This window comes from Scytonema sp. PCC 10023 (genome assembly GCF_963920835.1).
Lineage (GTDB): Bacteria > Cyanobacteriota > Cyanobacteriia > Cyanobacteriales > Nostocaceae > Kalymmatonema.
Map to the genome: position 1 here is coordinate 167,211 of NZ_CAWUDP010000001.1, position 21,365 is coordinate 188,575.

Genomic DNA, 21,365 nt, shown 5'->3' on the forward strand with positions numbered 1-21,365 from the left:
AATTGTCGTTATCACAAGCCAGAAGGCAAAATATCATAAGATTCGCTTGCACTTTAACATCTTATGCTATCTGATACTTCTATGCCGATTTCTTCAACACTAGCTCATCGCCTTCAAGCCATGCCGAAAGTAGAAATTCACGTGCATCTTGAAGGTGCAACTGATGCAGAAACCATTTATGAAATGGCTCAGCGGAATCAAGTGGAATTACCTGTTACCTCACTTGATGAATGGAAAAAATTCTACCAGTTTCGTGATTTTAATCATTTTATTCAGGTTTATACTACTGCAAGCGAGTGTATACAAGCACCTGACGATTATAACTTGATGATAGAGCGATTCATCAAGTATCAATCAGAACAAAATATTCGCTACAGCGAAGTTTTTCTGAGTGTTTCGCTACATTCTCAAAAATTAACTGATGATGAATTACTTGCTGCCTTAGCTGCCGGAATTGCAGCAGGCGAAGCTAAATACAACAGCCGTGTGAAGTTTATTGCTGATATCTCGCGGGAATACCCAGACACACAAACCAAAGTTTTAGAGTTTGCCCTTAAAGGTCAGGAAAAAGGAATTTTTATTGGTCTTGGTTTGGGTGGAGTAGAACCAGGAAATCCACCAGAGGGTTTTGCTGAAACTTATCAGGAAGCCAAAAGACAAGGACTTCGAGTGGTCGCCCATGCTGGCGAAGCTGACGGACCGGAAAGTATTCGTGGTGCGATCAAAAGTTTGCAAGCAGAACGCATCGGACACGGGATTAGATGTTTAGAAGATCCAGAACTCGTTGAGGAACTACGTCGCAGTCAAATACCACTTGAAGTCTCACCACAAAGTAACTACTGCTTAGGTATTGTACCGCCTGATCAACCGCATCCAATTCGTAAAATGATTGATGCCGGACTATACTGCACGCTCAATTCCGACGATCCGCCGATGTTTTCCACCAACTTAAATAAGGAGTATCTGACGCTTGCAGCTCAAGGCTTTTCCTGGGAAGAACTTTGGCAGTTGAATCTTAATACACTTGAAGCCAGTTTTTTAAGCGAAGCGGAAAAAGTCATGTATCGTGCTCAGTGGCAAGCGTTTTTACTATAGTAGTAAACAAGAACCCCGACTTCTTAGAGAAGTCGGGGTTCTGTGTCTTCTACACCATCGGCAGCTTAACTCAAGTAACTTTGCAATAAAGATACAATAGCCTCAGGGTGAATCTTTTTATATTCTTTTGTCCCAATTTGCAAAATATAATTAGGTGCGCTTTTACAACATTTAAAACAGCCAGTTTGCTCAATGATAACTTGGTCAGACAAACCATGATCAGACAACATCTTTTCTAATTCTGATAAGAAACTTTTTCCACCCCGCTTTATACAACCAGATTTTTGACAGACTAAAATCTTGGCTTTGGGAGGAGACTTTCGTTGTTGAAGGGGGATTTCTTGATTTGGACAAACACCAATTGGTGTCACCCCAAAAGCTTTTAGTTTGATTTCGCCTGTATGTGTGTCTAACTTACTAATACCAAATACACGAATTTGCTCACCAGGAACTAGGGATAAACTGAGAAATTGACGCAACTCCTTAGGGATTTTAATTTGCACATTCTCGGATTCTAATGCCAATTGCAGGTATTTAAATTTTCCAGGAGTCTCACCTACAAAGCCAATAAACTGTCCCTCAAGGTTAAATTCAGATAATTTTAGGTAATGATGACTCATGTTATTTAAAATCGTAAACTTTTTCGTATTTATTTTCATGTAAATCGTCCTTTGTAATGAGTCATTTGCATTTCCAAAGGACAGTCGCTGACACTCAAATTCAAAATTCAAAATCATCAATTAAAAATTCTTCTTTTGAGCTTTGAATTTTGAATTCCCCTTTTAGAGGTGACAAGCGTTAAGTTACGAGAGACGTTTAGCCTCATAAGTCTGGGGTAACTGTAGCGGATCTGGCAAGTTGGTAAATGCTAATTCCCAACCATTTGCTAAAGTAAAAATCTTGCCTTCTGCTCCTTCCGTTTGTTTAACAACTTCTTCTTCAAGGTCTTTTTTAGCAACGTAAGCAATCAAAGCTCCAGCAGCATTATGACGTAGCATGACTTTCATCTCTAGTTTTCCCGCTTACTAGTGGTGATATTAATGTATTAGTGAAATGTCTTAATTTCTGTTCAGGAAAAGAAGTTTGCTAGGCTTCTTCAACGACTTCTTGTTCCTTGTCAACAGGTTCTAATTCTTTTTTAAGACAACCGACAACAAATCCTCTCTCCAAAAAATGCACAGCATAGATATACGACCTTTGTAAATAGGTGCCTATACTAGCGACGTAGCCGATATCTCCCTTTTTTGCCAAGATGACCCCAATTTCTTGACCGGGAAAAGTACCATCGTTCTTGATCATTTTGCGAAGTCGGACTTTATCACCGATGTTAAAGGCGGGTGGCTGCTCTAGCTCTAATTCATCTGACCGCATGAGAATACCTCTGTTGTTCTTGTACCAAATTCAATAGTTCCTGCACGGTTAAGCTACGTTTTTTCTGTACCGACTCTTGTCGTACCACCTCCAACACAGATTGAGTTTCTTGCGAGTTCAAAAAAATGCCATGCTGCTGTAGCACACTAGACAACAAATGCCTACCAGAATGCTTACCCACAACCAAACGTCGTTCCCACCCAACCTCTTCAGGAGCAAACGGTTCGTAAGTCATCGGGTTTTGCAGAACGCCGTGAGCATGAATACCTGCTTCGTGAGCAAAGGTATTTTCGCCCACAATTGCCTTCCAAGGCGGTACATTGCTCCCTGATGCTGCTGCAACAAGTCGAGACAGTTCTAATAAACGAGGAGTGTCAAGACCAACATTAACGCCATAAATACGTTTGAGAGCCATGACAACTTCTTCTAAAGCTGCATTTCCAGCTCTTTCACCCAACCCATTCACCGTTGTATTCACCGATAAAGCTCCACCTTTGATCCCAGCAAGGGCATTGGCAGTTGCTAGACCAAAATCATTGTGGGTGTGGACTTCTACGGGAATTAACAAAGCCGTCACCAGTCGTCTTACTTTCGCATATGTGGTGAAGGGGTCAAGAATACCTACCGTGTCACAGAAGCGAAACCGCGATGCACCCCATTCTTGGGCATATTGTGCTACGTCTAGGAGGAAGCTTTCATCAGCTCTGGAAGAATCTTCTCCTCCTACAGCGACCCAAAGACCTTTATCAACGGCGAAACTAATACTGTCTTTAAGTTGTTGCAAAGTTACCCGCCATTGACCGTGAAATTTGGCAGTAATTTGGATTCCAGAAACGGGAATAGCAATATGCACTCGCTTCAAACCACAAGCCATAGAAGCCTGGATATCAGAAATCACCGCGCGGTTCCAGCCAAGCAGTTTGGCTTGCAAACCCATCTCAGCAATTGCCGAGATTGCTCGTGTTTCTTGCTCACCCATCGCCGGAATACCGACTTCTATTTCATGAACGCCGATCGCATCAAGAAATTTGGCGATCGCAACTTTCTCCTCTAAGTTGAAGGCAACTCCTGCTGCTTGTTCGCCGTCGCGCAATGTTGTGTCATTTATTAAGACTTGATTCATCTTGTAAAAACCTCTTGGATAATGATGAATGATGACGAAAAAAGAACTCAGAACTCGTACGGTAAGAACTCAAAATGGTTTTTTACCGATTGGGTGTTGAGCCAGAATGCACAGCAACTATAGCTGTTATCATCCGGAGCAAGTAGAAGTACCCTGCCTTAAGCCCTTCGGGTATCTCCTATGCCTGCGGCACACCAAGGGCGAACGGAGACGCTGCGCACATGAAGGAGCCTGCGCTTTGCGCTTACGCAGTCGCTGTGAGTTCGGGCTAACCCTCCTGCAGCGCTGTCTCACCACCTTTGGGGCGTCTACATCTGCGTCCAATCTTTTGTCCATTGCGGTTCGTTAATTCTTTGATGTATTGCACCCAATTGAAAACCGTTATAAATTTACAGGTCGATGAATCACATTTTCGTTGTCAAATGCCTGGAATGAATTCGTAGGCATATTCACTTATTCTGAATTCTGCGTTCTGAGTTCTCATCAAAAATATCACTATTCATAATTCACCATCTCTAATTTATAGTTGATAATTCTTGTTCTATCTGTATGGCTTAAAACAAGAATTTAGTATCAACTACGATTTTTTATCATCAGGTGAAAATTCTGTGTCAGAAAATAGCCTTTGGCTGAAATATGTATTAGCCATTCCTGAAAAAAACAAGATGCTTAATCCGGCAATTAAAGTAGAAATCATCGTCATGTCCTCCCTAGTTTTTCAATTTTTTTATTGGTTACTGTGTAGTAGAAATGACTAATAAAAAGGACAAAATTCCTAAGCTATCCTTCATTAAAATGACACATTTATAGCAAGAGTAAGATACTTGCTATGATTGCTATTTGTCATTCTGGATTGCTTAAACTTGCTCTTCCAGCCAATCAAAAATGCGTTCTAACTGTTGTATGTCCACTAAACCATATTGCCAAAGAAGCATTGCTAAGGGGCTATTATCTAACTCGTGTTTGCGTAGTGCTACAGCAATATCGACAGTTGAAAGTGCGAACTCAGATTGTAAAAAATCAATGAATTTTATATCACTGTGACAATTCGCCATAATACAAGTTTTCACAAAAAGAACGAAGTATAAAGGTTTAAGAATAAAGAATCTAGACGCCCTCTGGAGAGCTTCCTAGAAGGTAGGATAAAAATCTTTATATTTCACCTTCATACTTGTTGTCACACTTCACACCTGTTTTCATACTTCTTATTTCAGATTTGCCTGAATTGAGGTAGTCAAAAATTCAAAGCTGCCAACATCTTTCTAGCCAATCGATTAATTCTTGGCGACTTGCCATAAATTGCAGTACGGTACTACGGACAAGAATCGCTGTTAAACAACTATTCACTTGCACCCGCAAAGAACCATCAGAGAGACACCAACAGGGAATCATCAACTCTTGCAAGCGGTGATAAATTGAAAAGCGATCGCTCATAGGAATTTGCAAAATATGCTCGCCTGTGGTTTGAAAATTACGGGATTGCAACATAGTTAATGTTCCTTTGTCACCAGTTCTTTTTCCTTTGTTTGGCTTGTAAGGGTTTGCAGCTTTTGTTCGAGTTGCTCAATACGTTCCTGCAAACAGCGAAACACTTCAGCTTCTAAATCAGGTAGTTTTCCATGTTCTAAAGGAGAAACCTGTTCGCCCTGTTTGCTCGAAATAATCCGCCCCGGGATTCCCACAACAGTGCAATAGTCAGGGACATTCCGCAAAACAATCGAACCTGCGCCGATGCGGACGCGATCGCCAATCTCAATATTGCCTAAGACTTTCGCACCTGCTCCCACAACGACATTTTTGCCCAAGGTAGGATGGCGTTTACCACTTTCTTTTCCAGTTCCGCCAAGGGTGACATCCTGGTAAATCAGTGTGTAGTCTCCCACAATAGCGGTTTCGCCAATAACAACACCCATACCGTGGTCGATAAACACGCCTTTGCCAATCTCTGCACCTGGGTGAATTTCAATTCCTGTAAGGAACCGTCCCAAGTGAGAAATGAAACGGGGGATAAAAGCCACTCCACGGCGGTGCAACCAATGAGCAATGCGATGCAAACATAGTGCGTGCAATCCAGGGTAACAAAACAGGACCTCCAGCCAATGACATGCTGCTGGATCTCGTTCAAATATGATGCGAAAATCAGTCAATACTGGCTCAAAAGAAATGCCAGAAAGCATTGCAAAAAACAGGTTGGAATAATCACCCAACATTTTTGCAATCTTTGAATTCCTTATGTGGTCGAATGGCTGTTGCATCGGTACTGGTTTTTTGAAAATAACCGTGTGGTACGTTCTCTGCTTATATCAGGTGTTTGCAAAGACAGCTTAAATCCGACGCCGATTGGATTTATTGGATTGATTAAGGCTGTACTCACCAGCCCTAAACCTTGATGTAACGCAAATTTAAAATTTCTCTTAGGGTAGGGGTACTAGTATTTTCAGGATCGGGGTACTGGAATTTATGGGGGAGGGGGATAAGTATTTCTGTACTCAATATCAATTGACTTGCCTGTAAGACTTTGATGCGATTTAGGCAAGAAATTTTTGCATAAATTAACAACTGTTCACTTGTACTCAAACAACACGCGAACAAGATGAAAAGTAAAAATTCTGTATATCGAGTTACTATTTATTATTGTATTCCTACAATTGAGAAAAGACAAGCGAAGCTATTTTGCCTAACAGTTTTTGTCTGTAAGTATAGATACTATTTTGTATATTTATAATTGTAGTTTGCTTAACTGTTATACCTATTTTATCCTTGGCGACAGGCATCTTGACCATTAGATATGAATAAAATGCAACGTAATTATGCATTTAGTGCATGATAGATTTCTTGCAAAAGCCTGTATTTGAACTGGGGATTGGCAATTAGGGATTAGGGACTGGGATGGGAGGATTATGGACGAGGATTCAAACCCTGCCCAAAGGAAAGTAGGAACATCTTCCCAGTCCCCAGTACCTAGTACCCAGTCCCAGAGCGGCGTTCCTCCCCTCAGACTTCTATTCTGATAGTTTTTACAAAACTTTGACACGTTAACCCGCAACTGCAATTGCTATTTTGCCCACTGCTCGCTCGCTTTCGCTATATGCATGAGCAGCAGCTAGTTCTTGTAGGGGAAAGGTGCGGTCAATCACAGAACGAATTTTACCAGCCTCAATCAACTCTTTCAGGTAAAGCAAGTCCTGACTCCTAGGTGTTTCTAAGATAAATTTAGCTTTTTTACCAGGAATAAACGCTGTCAATACACTTTGCACAATGGTTTCCGGCGTAGGGAGCGTATTTACATAAATTCCCTTGGCTTTTAAAACTTGTTTACAACTAGAAAACGACTGCTTAGCAACCGCATCCAAAATAATGTCGTACTGCGCCGTGCCTTGAGTAAAATCTTCTTGGCTGTAATCAATGACGTGGTCTGCTCCTAAAGATTTCACCAAGTTTATGTTTTTTGTACTGCAAACTGCGGTGACCTCTGCTCCCAAAGCCTTAGCAATTTGCACAGCAAAAGTGCCTACACCGCCAGAAGCGCCATTGATAAGCACGGTTTGTCCTACTTGGATATGGGCTAAGTCTTGCATGGCTTGTAGGGCTGTGAGGGCTGCTACGGGTACAGAGGCTGCTTCTTCATAAGTCATGTTCGTCGGTTTCAGGGCGACAGATTTTTCTGGGACGGCTGCAAGTTCTGCGTAAGCTCCTCCCAATAAACCAACGTTTCCGTAAATTGCGTCTCCTGGCTTGAAGCGCGTCACTTGTGAGCCCACCTCCACCACATCTCCCGACAAATCAAACCCCAAAATCATTGGGAATTTGTTACCCGTGATCAATTTCAACATTCCCTTGCGGATTTTCCAATCAACCGGATTAACGCAAGTCGCACGAACTTTGACGAGTAATTGGTCGGGCTTAATTTTCGGCGGCTCCACCTCTTGGTACTGCAACACTTCAGGGGAGCCATACTCACGGATAACAACTGCTTTCATAGGTTTCTTCCTGGTACCCTGATTCCTGCTGAATTAGGAAAACATTTTTCCAGTGTATAGTACACTGCTGTAGCTTTTCACCTGTTGTTGTATCTCACGGTCTTGCAATGGGGGTAGGATGAATGGATAACTGTTTACTATTAACTAATAATTGATGGTTAAGCCAGTGCCTTACGGTGCTGCGCGCGAGGATAGACTTTCCTGCGCATCCAGAACCAATAATCATGATTTTCTTCACTTAAGACCAAATCTACGTTAAAAAACATCTTTTTCTATATGCTAAAACTCAGTTAATTGAGATAAAATTCTATTAATCATCCGTAAAAAACAATGTGATTCCTTGTTTGTGCCTATGTTCCAGCCCAAATGGATGAGAAAAATTTATGAACTGATACTAGTGAACACAGCAAAAATTAAAAAAGTTTGAATTGCATTTTTTCCTTTGAAAAAATGATATTCTGTATACAGAATTGAATTTCGCAAATTTCTGGAGTCAGTCTCCGTAACTTACTCCAGATTTCCAAAGTCAAAATCTCCCTTGGGGCAGTGCTCGGAGTCTTGCTAAATCAGCCTTTGAGTACAAGTCGGAAAAGCTAAAAAAAAGCTAAAATTTTACTCAAATCCTTACTGGGATTGACTTTGCTCTGAGTACACGAATACTTGTCCCTATTTCCATAAATACTCGAACCCCAACCCAAAAATTCTAGTACCCCTACCCAGAAAAAATCTTTTTGAGTCCTCAAATGCCGAAAGGGTGAGGGTTTTCGGTTTTGAGTACAAATCTAATCAATCCAATAAATTCTATCCAGGACACAAGCGCTGCCCTCGTTTGAGACGACTGATATAAAACTTATATCGCCAACACTTCAAGCGCAAACAAAAACAACGCTTCGGAGTGAGTGGAGGGATGAGATAGCACCATGCCCCTGTGAACAGAAGTCGTGGCTTGACCCGCTAGTCCTCCCCAAGTCCAAGAGCGTTGACACACACCAGCCCTTGCGTTCCTTGGGTTGACAGCGTAAGTACAAGACGCGGCTTCCATTCCTGACAAAACACAGACAAAACAGAGTCGCTATAGCATCTTCCACAGTGGCAGCGTTAGTACCCGATATGCATGCGAGATTCAATGACATCACCCTCTACAGGACGCATTACCCCATCAGTTGGTTCCCCAACTTCTACCAAAGCAAAATCCAGTGGTTGCGGCACCGGATGCAGCGATAGCAGCACCACTGTGGAAATGGATGAAAAACTTAAAGAACGTATTGCCAATCATCCCTGCTACAGCGAAGAAGCTCATCACCACTTCGCAAGGTTGCACGTTGCAGTCGCCCCTGCTTGCAACATACAATGCAATTACTGTAACCGTAAATACGACTGTGCTAACGAGAGCCGTCCTGGAGTGGTAAGCGAGTTGCTAACTCCGGAAGAAGCAGCGCACAAAGCTTTAGTGATTGCAGGTAAGATTCCTCAATTGACGGTGTTGGGAATTGCAGGTCCTGGCGATCCACTAGCGAATCCAGAACAAACTTTCCGCACTTTTGAGTTGATTGCTGAGAAAGCGCCAGATATCAAGCTTTGTCTGTCAACTAACGGTTTAATGCTCCCTGAGTATGTTGACCGCATCAAACAACTGAATATCGACCACGTTACAATTACCATTAATATGGTAGACCCAGAAATTGGGGCAAAGATTTATCCTTGGGTTCACTACAAGCGCAAGCGTTACAGAGGCATCGAAGGGGTAAAAATTCTGCACGAAAAGCAGATGGAAGGATTGCAAGCCCTCAAAGAAGCCGATATTTTGTGCAAAGTCAACTCGGTGATGATTCCCGGAATTAATGATGAGCACCTGACAGAAGTGAATAAGGTCATTCGCTCCAAAGGCGCATTCATTCACAACATTATGCCGCTGATTTCCGCACCAGAACACGGCACTCACTTCGGTTTGACTGGTCAGCGCGGTCCTACACCAAAAGAACTGCAGACAGTGCAAGATAACTGTGGTGGTAATATGAAGATGATGCGTCATTGCCGTCAGTGCCGTGCGGATGCAGTAGGTCTTTTGGGTGAAGACCGCAGCCAGGAATTTACGAAAGCCAAAATCATGGAAATGGCTCCTGAATATGACCTTCAAAAACGCCAAGAAGTTCATGCAGGTATTGAGAAGTTCCAAGAAGAACTGAAACTAGCCAAACAAAAGGCTCTGACTGCTGTAGAAGCTGTACAAAATAGTCCAAAAATCCTAGTTGCAGTCGCGACTAAGGGCAGCGGATTGGTTAATCAGCACTTCGGTCATGCCAAAGAATTCCAGATTTACGAAGTCGATGGCAATCAAACTCGCTTTATCGGTCATCGCAAAGTTGACCACTATTGCCAAGGCGGATACGGAGAGAAAGCCACTCTAGAAAATATCATCCAAGCGATCGCTGATTGCAAAGCAGTGTTGGTTTCCAAGATTGGTGACAGTCCAAAGGAAAAATTGCATCAACTCGGAATTGAGGTGGTTGAAAGCTACGACGTGATTGAAAAGGTGGCTTTGGAATTTTACAAGCAATACGTACAGGAACAACAGAAGTAATTTAAAAGTAAAAAGTCAAAAGTCAAAAGAATATTTGTAACTTTTTACTTTTAACTTTTTACTTTTTTCCTCAATTACCATTATCCAGTACCCAATTCCCAATCCACAATCTACAAATTTAGTAAAGGGAATAGTCATGGCTTACAAAATTACCAGCAAGTGCATTTCCTGCAACCTATGTCTTTCCGCGTGTCCTACTGGTGCAATCAAAATAGTGAACGGACAGCACTGGATTGACCCCAACCTCTGCACAAACTGCAATGGAACTGCTTACAGCGTCCCTCAGTGTGTGGCTACTTGTCCCACCTACGATGGTTCCGTCATAGAGCGTAAGGATTACTGGGAGTCCTGGTTTCACACTTACAATAAAGTAGTAACAAAATTAACAAAAAAACAAGATTATTGGGATAACTGGTTTAACGTTTATTCCCAAAAGTTATCACAGCAATTACAAAAGGTTTCAATTCCTGATGGAATTGAACGTTAATCAACAGTCCTTGATAAAAAACATTCCTCTCATTCTTAGTTGTTATCACGTAAAATTGGAAGCAATGCAAAAAGACTGCATTTATCTCGACAATAATGCCACCACGAAGGTAGATCCAGAAGTTATAGAGGCAATGCTGCCCTACTTGAGGGATTACTACGGAAACCCTTCCAGCATGCACACCTTTGGTGGACAAGTCGGCAAAGCGGTTAGACAAGCACGAGAACAAGTCGCCGCCCTCCTCGGTGCTGATGAATCAGAAATTATCTTTACCAGTTGTGGTACCGAGGGAGATAACGCCGCCATTCGAGCAGCACTGTTGGCGCAACCAGAAAAGCGACACATCATCACCACACAAGTGGAACACCCAGCGGTGCTGAATGTCTGCAAACAATTGGAAACCCAGGGTTACAGCGTTACCTATTTGTCGGTGAATCGTCAGGGACAGTTGGATCTCGATGAACTCGAAGCCTCGCTGACGGGTAACACCGCGCTGGTGACGATTATGTACGCCAATAACGAAACCGGAACCGTTTTCCCAATAGAGCAGATTGGGTTGCGGGCGAAAGAGCGTGGCGCACTCTTCCATGTCGATGCGGTGCAAGCAGTGGGGAAAATCCCCTTGAACATGAAGACAAGCACCATTGATATACTCACCATGTCTGGTCATAAGATCCATGCTCCGAAAGGAATTGGTGCATTATACGTGCGGCGCGGAGTTCGGTTCCGCCCCCTGCTGATTGGCGGAGGACAAGAGCGCGGAAGAAGAGCGGGAACAGAAAATGTTCCAGGAATAGTTGCATTAGGCAAAGCAGCTGAATTAGAATTATTTCATCTAGAAGAAGCGACAACCAGAGAAAAGCGGTTGCGCGATCGCCTTGAACAAACTTTAATCGCCACAATTCCTGAGTGCGAAGTCAACGGTGATCCAACCCACAGACTGCCAAACACCACCAACATTGGCTTCAAGTACATTGAAGGTGAAGCAATTCTCCTCCACCTCAACAAACACAACATTTGTGCCTCATCTGGTTCTGCTTGCAGTTCTGGCTCTCTAGAACCCTCTCATGTTTTGCGAGCGATGGGTTTACCTTACACCATCTTGCATGGTTCCATCCGCTTCAGCCTTTGCCGTTATACCACAGAAGCCGAAATTGATGCAGTTTTATCGGTGATGCCTAGTGTTGTAGAACGTCTACGCGCCCTCTCGCCCTTCAAGAGTGATCAAGCGAATTGGCTGCAACAACAAGAGCAAGCACTACTCACTAAGTCCTGAGTCACAATTTCCTACTTTGGTTTATCCAACTCAGCACTGTCAAAGCATTTATCACGCTATCACTTGTAACTAGTAAAGGCTATGTGGGACTATACAGATAAAGTCATGGATCTCTTCTACAATCCCAAAAATCAAGGGGTTTTGGAAGACAACAGCGAACCTGGAATCAAAATTACTGTTGGTGAAGTAGGTAGCATTGCTTGCGGAGATGCCCTGAGACTACACCTGAAAGTTGAGGAACAAACCGACAAAATCGTCGATGCTCGCTATCAAACCTTTGGCTGCACGAGCGCGATCGCATCTTCAGAAGCTCTAGTGGATTTAATCAAGGGTTTAACTCTAGACGAAGCCCTCAATGTGACTAACAAAGATATTGCCAACTACCTTGGGGGATTACCATCTGCAAAGATGCATTGCTCGGTAATGGGACAAGAAGCGCTAGAAGCAGCTATCTATAACTACCGAGGCATTGCTCACGATGTCCATGAAGACGATGATGAAGGAGCACTGATTTGCACCTGTTTTGGCATCAGCGATACAAAAATTCGGCGTGTAATTGTAGAAAATAATCTTAGCACTGCCGAAGAAGTCACAAATTATGTCAAAGCCGGTGGCGGATGCGGATCTTGTCTGGCAACGATTGATGATATAATTGCATCTGTGCATAAAGAATCTGCTGCCCCTGTCAGGACTTCCTTGAAACAGAATACGGTTAGCCAGCAAGCCGAAAAACTGCTGACGCCGGTGCAAAAGATTGCACTGATTCAAAAAGTTCTAGATGAAGAAGTCAGACCCGTTTTAATCGCCGACGGGGGTGATGTGGAACTGTATGACATACAAGGCAATTCTGTGAAAGTTCTGCTGCAAGGTGCGTGTGGTTCTTGTTCTAGCAGCACAGCAACACTCAAGGTTGCGATTGAAGCAAGACTGCGCGATCGCGTAAGCAAAGACCTTGTCGTAGAAGCGGTTGAGCCTTTGCTTTAGAAGTCTTATAAATAGACCGTAATATGCATTAGCCTGAAACACCAAGTAGGATGTGACTCATATAATTGTCAATCATCAATGCTTAAGTCCTGCTTACAACAAACCGCAAGGCGCTGTACTGAGAACACATTAGTGGTATTAAGCGCACGAGCGTGCCAATTTCGATATCCAACTCGCTTCAAAGGAAAAGGATATGAGCACATTATTCGACAAACTTGGCGGACAGCAGGGTATTGATCAAATCGTCGATGATTTCTACAAACGTGTCATGGCTGACAACACCCTGAACCACTTTTTCGCTAATACAGATATGGACAAACAGCGCCGTCATCAAGCTGCTTTGTTCTCCCAGATTTTTGATGGTCCGAACCAATACAGCGGTCGTCAAATGGAAAAAGTACACACGGGTATGAATCTGCAGCAACAACACTTCGATGCTATTGCGAAGCACCTTGGTGAGTCACTTGCTCAGGTTGGAGTGTCGTCAGAGGACACAAACGCTGCACTTGCTCGCGTCTCAAGTTTGAAGGACTCTATTTTGAACAAGTGAGACCAGTGTTGCAGGCGGGTTTCTCCACCCAAGCAACTAGCGTAAGCGCAAAGCGAAGAATGATGTAGAACCTACGCATTGATTGTTGACGAATAACCACCTCAAGTCCTACTTGGTGTTTCAGGCTAATGCACATTAAATACTAATTGTCAAGTTTTCTCGTCCTATGCTTATTGGTCATGAGTCACGACAAATGACATAGATGCCCGGAGGGCTTCTTGAAGGGTAGGACAAACAACAAATAGAAATTTAACGAGGAAATCGATGTTCTTGCTTTGTTTTGTTTTAGGGGTAGAGCGATCGCCCCCGGCGGGCAGATAGTGCCAACGCCAAAACGCGACGTTCTATACGCGGTTCCAGCTGTAACCCAACAGGTGTGAACGCATCACACAAAAAGACAGACCCATCAACCAACCAATTGCAGGAGAAAAACCCATCATGTCCGTTGACGAAAGAATTAGACAGATAGCATTCTACGGCAAAGGCGGTATCGGTAAATCTACCACTTCCCAAAATACCCTTGCCGCTATGGCAGAAATGGGTCAGCGTATCTTGATTGTGGGATGCGACCCGAAAGCTGACTCCACCCGTTTGATGCTGCACAGCAAAGCTCAAACCACCGTATTGCACTTGGCTGCTGAACGCGGTGCTGTAGAAGATCTAGAACTCGAAGAAGTGATGCTCACCGGTTTCCGTGGTGTGCGTTGCGTGGAGTCTGGTGGTCCAGAACCCGGTGTAGGTTGCGCCGGTCGTGGTATCATCACTGCCATCAACTTCTTGGAAGAAAACGGTGCATACCAAGATGTTGACTTCGTTAGCTACGACGTGTTGGGTGACGTTGTTTGCGGTGGTTTCGCTATGCCTATTCGTGAAGGCAAAGCACAAGAAATCTACATCGTGACCTCTGGTGAGATGATGGCGATGTACGCTGCTAACAACATCGCTCGCGGTATTCTCAAGTATGCTCACACTGGTGGTGTGCGCTTGGGTGGTTTGATTTGTAACAGCCGTAAAGTTGACCGGGAAATCGAACTGATCGAAACCCTGGCAGAACGGTTAAACACCCAGATGATTCACTTCGTACCTCGCGACAACATCGTTCAGCACGCAGAATTGCGTCGGATGACCGTCAACGAGTACGCACCTGACAGCAACCAAGGTCAGGAATACCGCGCATTAGCTAAGAAAATCATCAACAACGACAAACTCACCATTCCTACACCAATCGAAATGGACGAGCTAGAAGCATTGTTGATCGAATTCGGTATCCTCGAAAGCGACGAAGAAGCAGAAAAGCTGATTGCCGCAGAAGCAGCAGCTAAAGCAGCAGCTGGCGCTAAATAAAGCCTTAGCAAAAGGAAAAAGGGAAAGGAAAAAATTGCATAATTTCTCTTTGACCTTCTCCCAACATTCCTTTTATACCCCAAGGGGACTGGTGAGTCCCCAAACCCCAAAGGGGACAACGGGCAGTTAAACAGCCCTCCCCTACTCCCCCCATCTCCATTCCTTAGGTGCAACAGAGGCAAAAATGACTCCTCCAGAAAACAACAACATCATCGAAGAAAGAAAAGAACTAATTAAAGAAGTTCTAGAAGCTTACCCAGAAAAAGCTAAGAAAAAACGCGAAAAGCACTTAAACGTATACGAAGAAGGTAAGAGCGACTGCGGAGTTAAATCTAACATTAAATCCCTTCCCGGTGTCATGACCGCTCGTGGTTGTGCTTATGCTGGTTCTAAGGGTGTGGTTTGGGGTCCGATCAAAGACATGATCCACATCAGCCACGGTCCTGTCGGTTGCGGTTACTGGTCTTGGTCTGGTCGTCGTAACTACTACATCGGCACCACAGGTGTTGACACCTTTGGTACCATGCACTTCACCTCCGACTTCCAAGAACGCGATATCGTTTTCGGCGGTGACAAAAAACTCTTCAAACTAATCCAAGAACTCGACGAACTCTTCCCCCTCAACCGTGGTGTCTCAATTCAATCCGAATGTCCCATCGGTCTGATTGGGGATGACATCGAAGCAGTAGCTAAGAAGTCATCAAAAGAGATTGACAAGCCCGTTGTCCCCGTACGTTGCGAAGGCTTCCGGGGTGTTTCCCAGTCTCTTGGACACCACATTGCGAACGACATGGTTCGTGACTGGGTGTTCACCAGATCCGATAAGGAAAGAAAAGAAGGCAAGCTGCAATTTGAGTCTACTCCCTATGATGTAGCAATTATCGGTGACTACAACATCGGTGGTGATGCTTGGGCTAGCCGTATCCTGCTAGAAGAACTCGGCTTGCGCGTAGTCGCCCAGTGGTCAGGTGATGGCACCATCAACGAGATGATGCAGACACCGAACGTGAAGATGAACCTCATCCACTGCTACCGGTCGATGAACTACATCAGCCGCCACATGGAAGAAACTTACGGTATACCCTGGTTGGAATACAACTTCTTTGGTCCTACCAAGATTGCCGAATCCTTACGGGAAATCGCTTCCAAATTTGACGAGAAGATCCAAGAAAACGCTGAGAAGATCATCGCCAAGTATCAGCCAGTCATGGATGAAATCGTCGCTAAGTACCGTCCAGGCTTGGAAGGCAAGACTGTCGCCATGATGGTTGGTGGTTTACGTCCTCGCCACGTCGTTCCCGCGTTCCAAGATTTGGGAATGAAGATGGTTGGTACTGGTTATGAGTTCGCTCACAACGACGACTACAAGCGCACTACCGACTACATCGAAAACGGCACCATCGTTTATGATGACGTGACCGCATATGAGTTCGAGGAGTTTGTGAAAGCACTCAAGCCCGACCTCATCGCTTCTGGTGTGAAAGAGAAGTACGTCTTCCAAAAGATGGGTCTTCCTTTCCGTCAAATGCACTCTTGGGATTACTCCGGTCTTGGCGATCGCGCTTCAAAGTCAGGTAAGCCAAGGTTTTTTAGCGACGGCAGAAAAAACAGCCTATTTCTAGCCTAAATACAAGTTTTAGGGTTATGTAGGAACAATCTGTTTTTATGCTTAAGACAGTACAACTCTTATTCTGTCTGGTTTTAAGATTTTGCTTGCATTTTGCTCAAAGAAAAACTGTAAAAAAAAAGACTATTTTAAATGACGTTTTTTTAGATTAAATAAAGTGATGGACATTCAAACAAACCAAGGCAATATTGATTTGGGCGAAGCTGAAGCAATTATTTTGGCACTGGAATTAAGAGCAGATTTACTCTTGATGGATGAGCGTCGTAGTAGAGCATTGGCTACATCTGTATCCAACAAATATTTCATGCCTCATCCTGAATTTCGATTATTGGCTCATCGCCTTGACGAATCGCACGTCCATAAGCGAGTACCTCTTCAAACGCAGGCTCGTCTTTGAAGGAAGCAGTAATTTGTTGGAGCCAATTTGTTGGTTGAGAAGCCGCTACTTGTTTTTGCAACTCCGTCACAGCCGCCTCGACAGCTGCGAGACGTTCTTCCACAGAAGTATTAGTTGACATTTGAGGTTCTCCCTAACTGCCTTTGCGCCTATCTGAAGAATAACGAGTCAGAGTAAGGGGTGGCAACTCTCAAAGAAGGTAATAAAGATGATTTAATTGCTTTTATGAGCGATCGCCCCAACTGAATTGATAATTTTGAATGTTTGAGAAGCGAGTGACGTGTTCTGAGTTGGGATAGAAATCTATAATTTTAGAAATAATCCGGTCAGACAGGTTTTCGTCTAAAAGCAGTTTCACAGGGACACCACAAATAACTTTTTCTCACGATCAGCAGCGAAAGCAAGGCAAGCCTTAATATCCTCAGAAGTGAGTTCAGAAAAATCTTCGAGAATCTCCGCCTCAGTCATACCACCTGCGAGATATTCCAAGACATCGTATACAGTTATTCGCATACCTCGGATGCAAGGTTTTCCGCTACGCTTTCCTGGTTCAATCGTGATAATGTCGTGGTAGTCCATAAGCTATTTGTAAGTTATCCATCCATATTATAAGAAAGGTCAAAATTCAGTGAAATGCATAAGCATAGATTGTTGTAGACATCCCCTCAACTTTGCCGAAAGCCAGTGTATATTTAAGGATCTGTGTGAAAGGTGTAGACGTAGTCTGTCGTAGATATCGCCCCAAGACAAACAGCAATTGCATCCTTTGTGTGATAGTAAGTGAAGTCAAACGATTTCCTCTAACTCAGGAATGTGTTCAGTTTCATAATTTTCAATTAAGACACCGATGACTTCCATTAGAGACGCCAGCGGATGGCTTTCATCTTCACCTACTTGATCGATAAGGCGATCAAGCATTTCGACCAAGCGATTATATTCCTCTTCGGTGTGAGGAACAAAGACATTTTCGGCAATGGATGACCAAGCAGTGATGGTTTGAGCGAGGTTGAAACTTTGCATTATTCTTTCCACTTTCCTTCATCGTATTCTGGGTGCGTTAACACAGCCCGGATGTAGATTTTTTGGCGGTTGTAGTGAATTGCGGCAATGAGTCGAACTTTGTTACCACCAATATTAAACACAGTCAATTTACCGACTTGATCTGAGTAAGTGCAAACATTTCACGGAGTTCCACAAATGAGGCAAAGTCCGGAGTGCTTTACCAATCGATACCACTGAGCCAGAGCATTCGTTGTATCTGGATAGAGTTTGGCAAATTCATTCAGCCGTTTACGAGTAATCACATGCATGTGAAAACCCCTGATATGTTAATAATTCTGTCATCTATCCAACTCACCTTCCATCGTTAATCTTATATTTTATATAGCAATCCTAAATCTAAACTTGACAAAAAAACTACTTTATGTATATATCTGCAACACGATTGTTATGCAGCAATGCTGTAATTAGCTGATGCCTTAGTCTCTTCCTTCACCTATGACTTGAACATCGAACTGCTTAAGCCAGCTAATGTCCAGTTTCCAATTATAGTTACTCCGTTGTCGCCATACCTCAAATTGGGTACTAACATACTCCCTTGTCTGTTCATGCGTCCATCCATTAACCTTTGCCAAATGCTCCTTAGCAATGTGAGCGCGTCCACGAATGTTTGCCAAGCCCATATGTTTCACTTCGTGACACGCAGGGCACAGCGCAACAAGACTCACCAAAGTTTGAATGTGCTGATGATCGTCGTAGTGCCAAATTTCATGACATTCTACTGGCCACTGAGAACCTTTACCACCACAAACTTCGCATCGATAGCTAGCTTTCTGAAACGTGATTTTCTTTAACTTGTTCCAATCTTCATCACTGACTTCTGAACGTACATTCGAGAACCAACACGTTTCGGGAACAAGTTCAATTGTCAAGCGTAGTTCTGGGTTACTAGATTGTGGCAAATGAGCAGTCTGTGCAACATCTCCAAGTATATTTTCTGACTGCAACTGTCTATGTGCGGCAAGCAGTCCTGCTTCTTTGCATTTATAGTACAACCAGCCCGGTTTATAGCCTTTCTCGCCTCTGGTGGCTTCTAGTTGCAAAACTTGTTCACGAGCAGACATAGAAACTTCCGGTAAATTATCTTCACTTAAAGACATATCAATGCTCCTACTTAACTACATTAAGACGACAATTGTACGGCATAACCATTTAGTATACGGAAAGTTTCCGTTTATTCTTGTGGTTTAGTCTGGGAAAGCTACACCAGTCATTGGGTCACGGATATACAGCCCTAGTGTGAGACTACGTATCACTTCATCCCAAACGGGTATTAGCTGCTGTGCCTGATCTGCCCAATAATCGAATGTAATCAAGCACTGAACATTCGACCCCAAACCAATGCAAGTTCGCGAAAAAGCTTCGCGTGGCTCTGTTTGGGTGTCGATAAACTTAATTTCTGTCCACACAATCTTGGCGGTTTGGCGCTTGATGGTAAAGATTTCTCCCGATTCAATGACGTTGCGGCTGTCGTCTTCTATGATTTTCTTCAAGGTAGATTTTAGCGGAAACTGGCTCCAGTCATTGGGTGGCAGACGATTGAAAGAGACTTCCAAGCAGCAATCATCGTTGGGCGGTTTTCTATCAAGGAACTTGAACGATTTTTCTTGTGGCTCAAAAACCCAATCCTGAGGAACATTGAAGCGAACAGATCCTCGATCCGCTACAAAAATTTTGTAGCCTGATGGAGATTCCCAGCGATGGTCAGGTTTTAGTTCAAGCGTTTCTTTAATCCACTGGAGATTGCTTTTCTTACGCTTTGCCATAGTGTTGAATGCAAATCTGCTGATGAGTGCGTTCGCGTAGCGTGCCCCTTGGGCGATCGCCCATTTTGTTAATGGTATCAAATCGCTGGTAGGGTTTGTTCCATTTGTTGGCCTATACTAACTCCGATATCCATCTCGTAGAATAACAAATAAAAGCAGTGCAACTTACCCCTCTAACGGAAACCTTAAATGGTAAAAATCCCTGCTAAACTCGTAACTTTAGAAGAATTCCTAAAGCTGCCGGAGACGGAACCTGCCAGTGAATATATTGATGGGCGTATTATACAAAAACCAATCCCGCAAGGAGAACATAGCGTCATTCAAACTGAGTTAGCATCTGCAATCAACTTTGTCGTAAAATCTAAACAGATTGCCCGAGCTTTCTCAGAACTTCGCTGTACCTTTGGTGGACGCTCAATTGTACCTGACATTTCAGTGTTTTTATGGGGAAGAATCCCACGCAAGGAAAATGGTGGGGTTGCTAACATCTTCTCAATTGCCCCAGATTGGACAATCGAAATCCTATCTCCTGATCAAAGTCAAACTAAAGTTACCAAAAATATTCTGCATTGTCTCAAGCATGGAACTCAGATGGGATGGCTCATTGATCCAGAAGAACAATCTGTGTTTGTTTACCCGCCAGATCAAAGTGCCACTTTTTACGATGAACCAGGAACACGTTTGCCAGTGCCAGAATTTGCTAAAGATTTCAACCTTACTGTAGAAGGCTTGTTTGGTTGGTTGCTTGAGTAAGTTATGCTCTTACCCTGCTAAAATCTAAACGACAATATTTTCCAAATTCGTCTTGCTGAAAAAGTGAACGTCTGTGCCAACATCATTCGCTATAATTCTGTGCGGCATTTTGTGCACTGCAACAATGGGCTTTTTCGAGTATTCATCGTTTTATCACAAGTTGTTGTGAAAGAGTTCTAGAACATGTTGCCAAGCATCAGGAGCAGCTTCTGGGTTGTAACTTGGGTGCTGCTTGAAGAATGGGTATTGGTCTACAAATAATCCGTGGAAGAATCCGTGTTCTGCATCGTATCGGAATACACGATGATTGATTTTATGTTTTTTTAATTCTGCCTCAATTTGCTCGTTTTCCTCCTGCGAAACAAATGAATCTCTTGTAGCATAAAACGCATAAATAGTACCTTTAATTTGAGGGGTGCGATTAATAGTTGGAGTCTCTTCACCATAACTAGAAGTGGTAATCCCACCACCGTAGAACGAAGCTGTTGCTTTGATATCGGGTAACGTTGCAGCCATGTAAGCAACATGACCACCAAAACAGAAACCAATCACACCAATTGCATTATCTTTGACATTAGGTAAAGTTTTTAGGTAGGCAATCGTAGCTTGAATATCGCTTAATATTTCTTGATACTTTACTTGTTGATAGTATTGCAAGCCAAGCCGATAGCTTTCTTGGCTATACCCAACATCTTCTTGGCTATAGTCAACCTCAAAACCGGGAGCAATACGTTGATACATGGCGGGCGCTATTGCTACATAACCTTGTTTAGCTATGAGTTCGGTGACATCTCGAATCTGACTGTTGACTCCAAAAATTTCGTGAAAAACTATAACCGCGCCAAAGATTCCCTTATGTGCAGGTTGAGCTAAGTAAGCATCGATTTCTAAGTTATTGTTAGGTACTTTAACATAGTAAGTGTTAATTTCAACGTTTCTTATTTCTACCATCTTTGTTTCAGCTTATCTTGG

At 43.3% G+C, this 21,365-nt stretch carries 26 protein-coding genes and 1 pseudogene; 9 read left to right on the plus strand and 18 right to left on the minus strand.

The window, feature by feature from the left end:
- Positions 1-63 precede the first annotated feature (63 nt).
- Complete coding sequence (gene add / locus ACM0OZ_RS00795) at positions 64-1,095, plus strand: adenosine deaminase (RefSeq protein WP_414580839.1); 1,032 nt, start codon at positions 64-66, stop codon at positions 1,093-1,095.
- A 65-nt stretch (positions 1,096-1,160) separates the two neighbouring features.
- On the opposite strand, the gene ACM0OZ_RS00800 is transcribed toward add, so the two are convergent.
- The 8 genes from ACM0OZ_RS00800 to ACM0OZ_RS00835 all read right to left on the minus strand — a co-directional run bounded on the left by ACM0OZ_RS00800 (position 1,161) and on the right by ACM0OZ_RS00835 (position 7,569).
- A complete protein-coding gene (locus ACM0OZ_RS00800; protein WP_414581047.1) occupies positions 1,161-1,715 on the minus strand; it encodes a (2Fe-2S) ferredoxin domain-containing protein in 555 nt (184 codons plus the stop codon).
- 183 nt (positions 1,716-1,898) lie between these two features.
- On the minus strand, positions 1,899-2,102 hold the full coding sequence (gene nifT / locus ACM0OZ_RS00805; RefSeq protein WP_073635418.1) for a putative nitrogen fixation protein NifT: 204 nt from the start codon (positions 2,100-2,102) through the stop codon (positions 1,899-1,901).
- Positions 2,103-2,181: 79 nt separating this feature from the next.
- Positions 2,182-2,466 (minus strand): nitrogen fixation protein NifZ, encoded by a 285-nt coding sequence (locus ACM0OZ_RS00810; RefSeq protein WP_414580841.1) that lies wholly within the window; start codon positions 2,464-2,466, stop codon positions 2,182-2,184.
- Entirely contained in the window at positions 2,453-3,589 is a 1,137-nt protein-coding gene (gene nifV, locus ACM0OZ_RS00815) for a homocitrate synthase (protein ID WP_414580843.1), read from the minus strand. Before nifV ends, ACM0OZ_RS00810 begins: the two co-directional genes overlap by 14 nt.
- A gap of 857 nt (positions 3,590-4,446) precedes the next feature.
- On the minus strand, positions 4,447-4,644 hold the full coding sequence (locus tag ACM0OZ_RS00820) for a DUF2949 domain-containing protein (protein WP_096571503.1): 198 nt from the start codon (positions 4,642-4,644) through the stop codon (positions 4,447-4,449).
- Positions 4,645-4,831: 187 nt separating this feature from the next.
- Positions 4,832-5,077 (minus strand): Asr1405/Asl0597 family protein, encoded by a 246-nt coding sequence (locus ACM0OZ_RS00825; RefSeq protein WP_414580845.1) that lies wholly within the window; start codon positions 5,075-5,077, stop codon positions 4,832-4,834.
- A 2-nt stretch (positions 5,078-5,079) separates the two neighbouring features.
- A complete protein-coding gene (gene cysE, locus ACM0OZ_RS00830; RefSeq protein WP_414580847.1) occupies positions 5,080-5,844 on the minus strand; it encodes a serine O-acetyltransferase in 765 nt (254 codons plus the stop codon).
- A gap of 780 nt (positions 5,845-6,624) precedes the next feature.
- Positions 6,625-7,569: an NAD(P)-dependent alcohol dehydrogenase gene (locus ACM0OZ_RS00835; RefSeq protein WP_414580848.1), complete on the minus strand. Its 945-nt coding sequence runs from the start codon at positions 7,567-7,569 to the stop codon at positions 6,625-6,627.
- A 1,126-nt stretch (positions 7,570-8,695) separates the two neighbouring features.
- On the opposite strand from ACM0OZ_RS00835, the gene nifB reads away from it, so the two are divergent.
- The 7 genes from nifB to nifD all read left to right on the plus strand — a co-directional run bounded on the left by nifB (position 8,696) and on the right by nifD (position 16,418).
- The gene (nifB, locus tag ACM0OZ_RS00840) at positions 8,696-10,150 is read left to right on the plus strand and encodes a nitrogenase cofactor biosynthesis protein NifB (RefSeq protein ID WP_414580849.1); all 1,455 of its coding nucleotides are present in this window, start codon (positions 8,696-8,698) and stop codon (positions 10,148-10,150) included.
- 136 nt (positions 10,151-10,286) lie between these two features.
- Complete coding sequence (locus tag ACM0OZ_RS00845; RefSeq protein WP_414580850.1) at positions 10,287-10,637, plus strand: DUF362 domain-containing protein; 351 nt, start codon at positions 10,287-10,289, stop codon at positions 10,635-10,637.
- A 64-nt stretch (positions 10,638-10,701) separates the two neighbouring features.
- Positions 10,702-11,913: a cysteine desulfurase NifS gene (gene nifS / locus ACM0OZ_RS00850; RefSeq protein WP_414580852.1), complete on the plus strand. Its 1,212-nt coding sequence runs from the start codon at positions 10,702-10,704 to the stop codon at positions 11,911-11,913.
- Positions 11,914-11,994: 81 nt separating this feature from the next.
- Positions 11,995-12,897, plus strand: a complete 903-nt coding sequence (gene nifU, locus ACM0OZ_RS00855) for a Fe-S cluster assembly protein NifU (RefSeq protein ID WP_414580853.1) — start codon at positions 11,995-11,997, stop codon at positions 12,895-12,897.
- Between the two features lie 193 nt (positions 12,898-13,090).
- Positions 13,091-13,447, plus strand: a complete 357-nt coding sequence (locus tag ACM0OZ_RS00860) for a group I truncated hemoglobin (RefSeq protein WP_414580855.1) — start codon at positions 13,091-13,093, stop codon at positions 13,445-13,447.
- Positions 13,448-13,885: 438 nt separating this feature from the next.
- Positions 13,886-14,791: a nitrogenase iron protein gene (gene nifH, locus ACM0OZ_RS00865; protein WP_414580857.1), complete on the plus strand. Its 906-nt coding sequence runs from the start codon at positions 13,886-13,888 to the stop codon at positions 14,789-14,791.
- A 184-nt stretch (positions 14,792-14,975) separates the two neighbouring features.
- Positions 14,976-16,418, plus strand: a complete 1,443-nt coding sequence (gene nifD / locus ACM0OZ_RS00870; protein WP_414580859.1) for a nitrogenase molybdenum-iron protein alpha chain — start codon at positions 14,976-14,978, stop codon at positions 16,416-16,418.
- A 168-nt stretch (positions 16,419-16,586) separates the two neighbouring features.
- Here the strand turns inward: nifD and ACM0OZ_RS00875 are convergent, their stop codons facing one another.
- The 9 genes and pseudogenes from ACM0OZ_RS00875 to ACM0OZ_RS00915 form a co-directional block, all read right to left on the minus strand.
- Positions 16,587-16,724 (minus strand): hypothetical protein, encoded by a 138-nt coding sequence (locus ACM0OZ_RS00875; RefSeq protein ID WP_414580861.1) that lies wholly within the window; start codon positions 16,722-16,724, stop codon positions 16,587-16,589.
- On the minus strand, positions 16,721-16,936 hold the full coding sequence (locus ACM0OZ_RS00880; RefSeq protein ID WP_414580863.1) for a hypothetical protein: 216 nt from the start codon (positions 16,934-16,936) through the stop codon (positions 16,721-16,723). Before ACM0OZ_RS00880 ends, ACM0OZ_RS00875 begins: the two co-directional genes overlap by 4 nt.
- Positions 16,937-17,038: 102 nt before the next feature.
- The gene (locus ACM0OZ_RS00885) at positions 17,039-17,173 is read right to left on the minus strand and encodes a hypothetical protein (protein ID WP_414580865.1); all 135 of its coding nucleotides are present in this window, start codon (positions 17,171-17,173) and stop codon (positions 17,039-17,041) included.
- Complete coding sequence (locus ACM0OZ_RS00890; RefSeq protein ID WP_414580866.1) at positions 17,170-17,394, minus strand: DUF433 domain-containing protein; 225 nt, start codon at positions 17,392-17,394, stop codon at positions 17,170-17,172. The genes ACM0OZ_RS00885 and ACM0OZ_RS00890 overlap by 4 nt, the downstream gene beginning before the upstream one ends.
- Positions 17,395-17,601: 207 nt before the next feature.
- Positions 17,602-17,847, minus strand: coding sequence for a hypothetical protein (locus tag ACM0OZ_RS00895; RefSeq protein ID WP_414580868.1), 246 nt, complete (start codon positions 17,845-17,847; stop codon positions 17,602-17,604).
- Positions 17,835-17,972: pseudogene (locus ACM0OZ_RS00900) on the minus strand (type II toxin-antitoxin system HigB family toxin); the annotation flags it as partial. The gene ACM0OZ_RS00895 and the pseudogene ACM0OZ_RS00900, both read right to left, overlap by 13 nt.
- A 24-nt stretch (positions 17,973-17,996) precedes the next feature.
- On the minus strand, positions 17,997-18,125 hold the full coding sequence (locus tag ACM0OZ_RS00905; RefSeq protein WP_414580870.1) for a hypothetical protein: 129 nt from the start codon (positions 18,123-18,125) through the stop codon (positions 17,997-17,999).
- 168 nt (positions 18,126-18,293) lie between these two features.
- Complete coding sequence (locus tag ACM0OZ_RS00910) at positions 18,294-18,974, minus strand: HNH endonuclease (protein WP_414580872.1); 681 nt, start codon at positions 18,972-18,974, stop codon at positions 18,294-18,296.
- An 87-nt stretch (positions 18,975-19,061) separates the two neighbouring features.
- The gene (locus ACM0OZ_RS00915) at positions 19,062-19,640 is read right to left on the minus strand and encodes a hypothetical protein (RefSeq protein WP_414581049.1); all 579 of its coding nucleotides are present in this window, start codon (positions 19,638-19,640) and stop codon (positions 19,062-19,064) included.
- A gap of 189 nt (positions 19,641-19,829) precedes the next feature.
- On the opposite strand from ACM0OZ_RS00915, the gene ACM0OZ_RS00920 reads away from it, so the two are divergent.
- Positions 19,830-20,393, plus strand: a complete 564-nt coding sequence (locus ACM0OZ_RS00920; RefSeq protein ID WP_414580873.1) for a Uma2 family endonuclease — start codon at positions 19,830-19,832, stop codon at positions 20,391-20,393.
- Positions 20,394-20,546: 153 nt separating this feature from the next.
- Here ACM0OZ_RS00920 and ACM0OZ_RS00925 read toward each other — a convergent pair whose 3' ends face one another.
- Positions 20,547-21,344, minus strand: coding sequence for a dienelactone hydrolase family protein (locus ACM0OZ_RS00925; RefSeq protein WP_414580874.1), 798 nt, complete (start codon positions 21,342-21,344; stop codon positions 20,547-20,549).
- Between the last annotated feature and the right edge of the window lie 21 nt (positions 21,345-21,365).

Coding starts and splice junctions, on each gene's coding strand:
- ACM0OZ_RS00905 (WP_414580870.1), bottom strand. CDS start 18,125: ATGCATGTGATTACTCGTAAACGGCTGAATGAATTTGCCAAACTCTAT.
- ACM0OZ_RS00920 (WP_414580873.1), top strand. CDS start 19,830: ATGGTAAAAATCCCTGCTAAACTCGTAACTTTAGAAGAATTCCTAAAG.
- ACM0OZ_RS00915 (WP_414581049.1), bottom strand. CDS start 19,640: ATGGCAAAGCGTAAGAAAAGCAATCTCCAGTGGATTAAAGAAACGCTT.
- ACM0OZ_RS00845 (WP_414580850.1), top strand. CDS start 10,287: ATGGCTTACAAAATTACCAGCAAGTGCATTTCCTGCAACCTATGTCTT.
- ACM0OZ_RS00825 (WP_414580845.1), bottom strand. CDS start 5,077: ATGTTGCAATCCCGTAATTTTCAAACCACAGGCGAGCATATTTTGCAA.
- ACM0OZ_RS00835 (WP_414580848.1), bottom strand. CDS start 7,569: ATGAAAGCAGTTGTTATCCGTGAGTATGGCTCCCCTGAAGTGTTGCAG.
- nifB (WP_414580849.1), top strand. CDS start 8,696: ATGACATCACCCTCTACAGGACGCATTACCCCATCAGTTGGTTCCCCA.
- nifH (WP_414580857.1), top strand. CDS start 13,886: ATGTCCGTTGACGAAAGAATTAGACAGATAGCATTCTACGGCAAAGGC.
- nifT (WP_073635418.1), bottom strand. CDS start 2,102: ATGAAAGTCATGCTACGTCATAATGCTGCTGGAGCTTTGATTGCTTAC.
- add (WP_414580839.1), top strand. CDS start 64: ATGCTATCTGATACTTCTATGCCGATTTCTTCAACACTAGCTCATCGC.
- ACM0OZ_RS00910 (WP_414580872.1), bottom strand. CDS start 18,974: ATGTCTTTAAGTGAAGATAATTTACCGGAAGTTTCTATGTCTGCTCGT.
- ACM0OZ_RS00890 (WP_414580866.1), bottom strand. CDS start 17,394: ATGGACTACCACGACATTATCACGATTGAACCAGGAAAGCGTAGCGGA.
- nifV (WP_414580843.1), bottom strand. CDS start 3,589: ATGAATCAAGTCTTAATAAATGACACAACATTGCGCGACGGCGAACAA.
- ACM0OZ_RS00925 (WP_414580874.1), bottom strand. CDS start 21,344: ATGGTAGAAATAAGAAACGTTGAAATTAACACTTACTATGTTAAAGTA.
- ACM0OZ_RS00820 (WP_096571503.1), bottom strand. CDS start 4,644: ATGGCGAATTGTCACAGTGATATAAAATTCATTGATTTTTTACAATCT.
- nifU (WP_414580853.1), top strand. CDS start 11,995: ATGTGGGACTATACAGATAAAGTCATGGATCTCTTCTACAATCCCAAA.
- ACM0OZ_RS00880 (WP_414580863.1), bottom strand. CDS start 16,936: ATGTCAACTAATACTTCTGTGGAAGAACGTCTCGCAGCTGTCGAGGCG.
- ACM0OZ_RS00810 (WP_414580841.1), bottom strand. CDS start 2,466: ATGCGGTCAGATGAATTAGAGCTAGAGCAGCCACCCGCCTTTAACATC.
- ACM0OZ_RS00860 (WP_414580855.1), top strand. CDS start 13,091: ATGAGCACATTATTCGACAAACTTGGCGGACAGCAGGGTATTGATCAA.
- nifD (WP_414580859.1), top strand. CDS start 14,976: ATGACTCCTCCAGAAAACAACAACATCATCGAAGAAAGAAAAGAACTA.
- nifS (WP_414580852.1), top strand. CDS start 10,702: ATGCAAAAAGACTGCATTTATCTCGACAATAATGCCACCACGAAGGTA.
- ACM0OZ_RS00875 (WP_414580861.1), bottom strand. CDS start 16,724: ATGAAATATTTGTTGGATACAGATGTAGCCAATGCTCTACTACGACGC.
- cysE (WP_414580847.1), bottom strand. CDS start 5,844: ATGCAACAGCCATTCGACCACATAAGGAATTCAAAGATTGCAAAAATG.
- ACM0OZ_RS00800 (WP_414581047.1), bottom strand. CDS start 1,715: ATGAGTCATCATTACCTAAAATTATCTGAATTTAACCTTGAGGGACAG.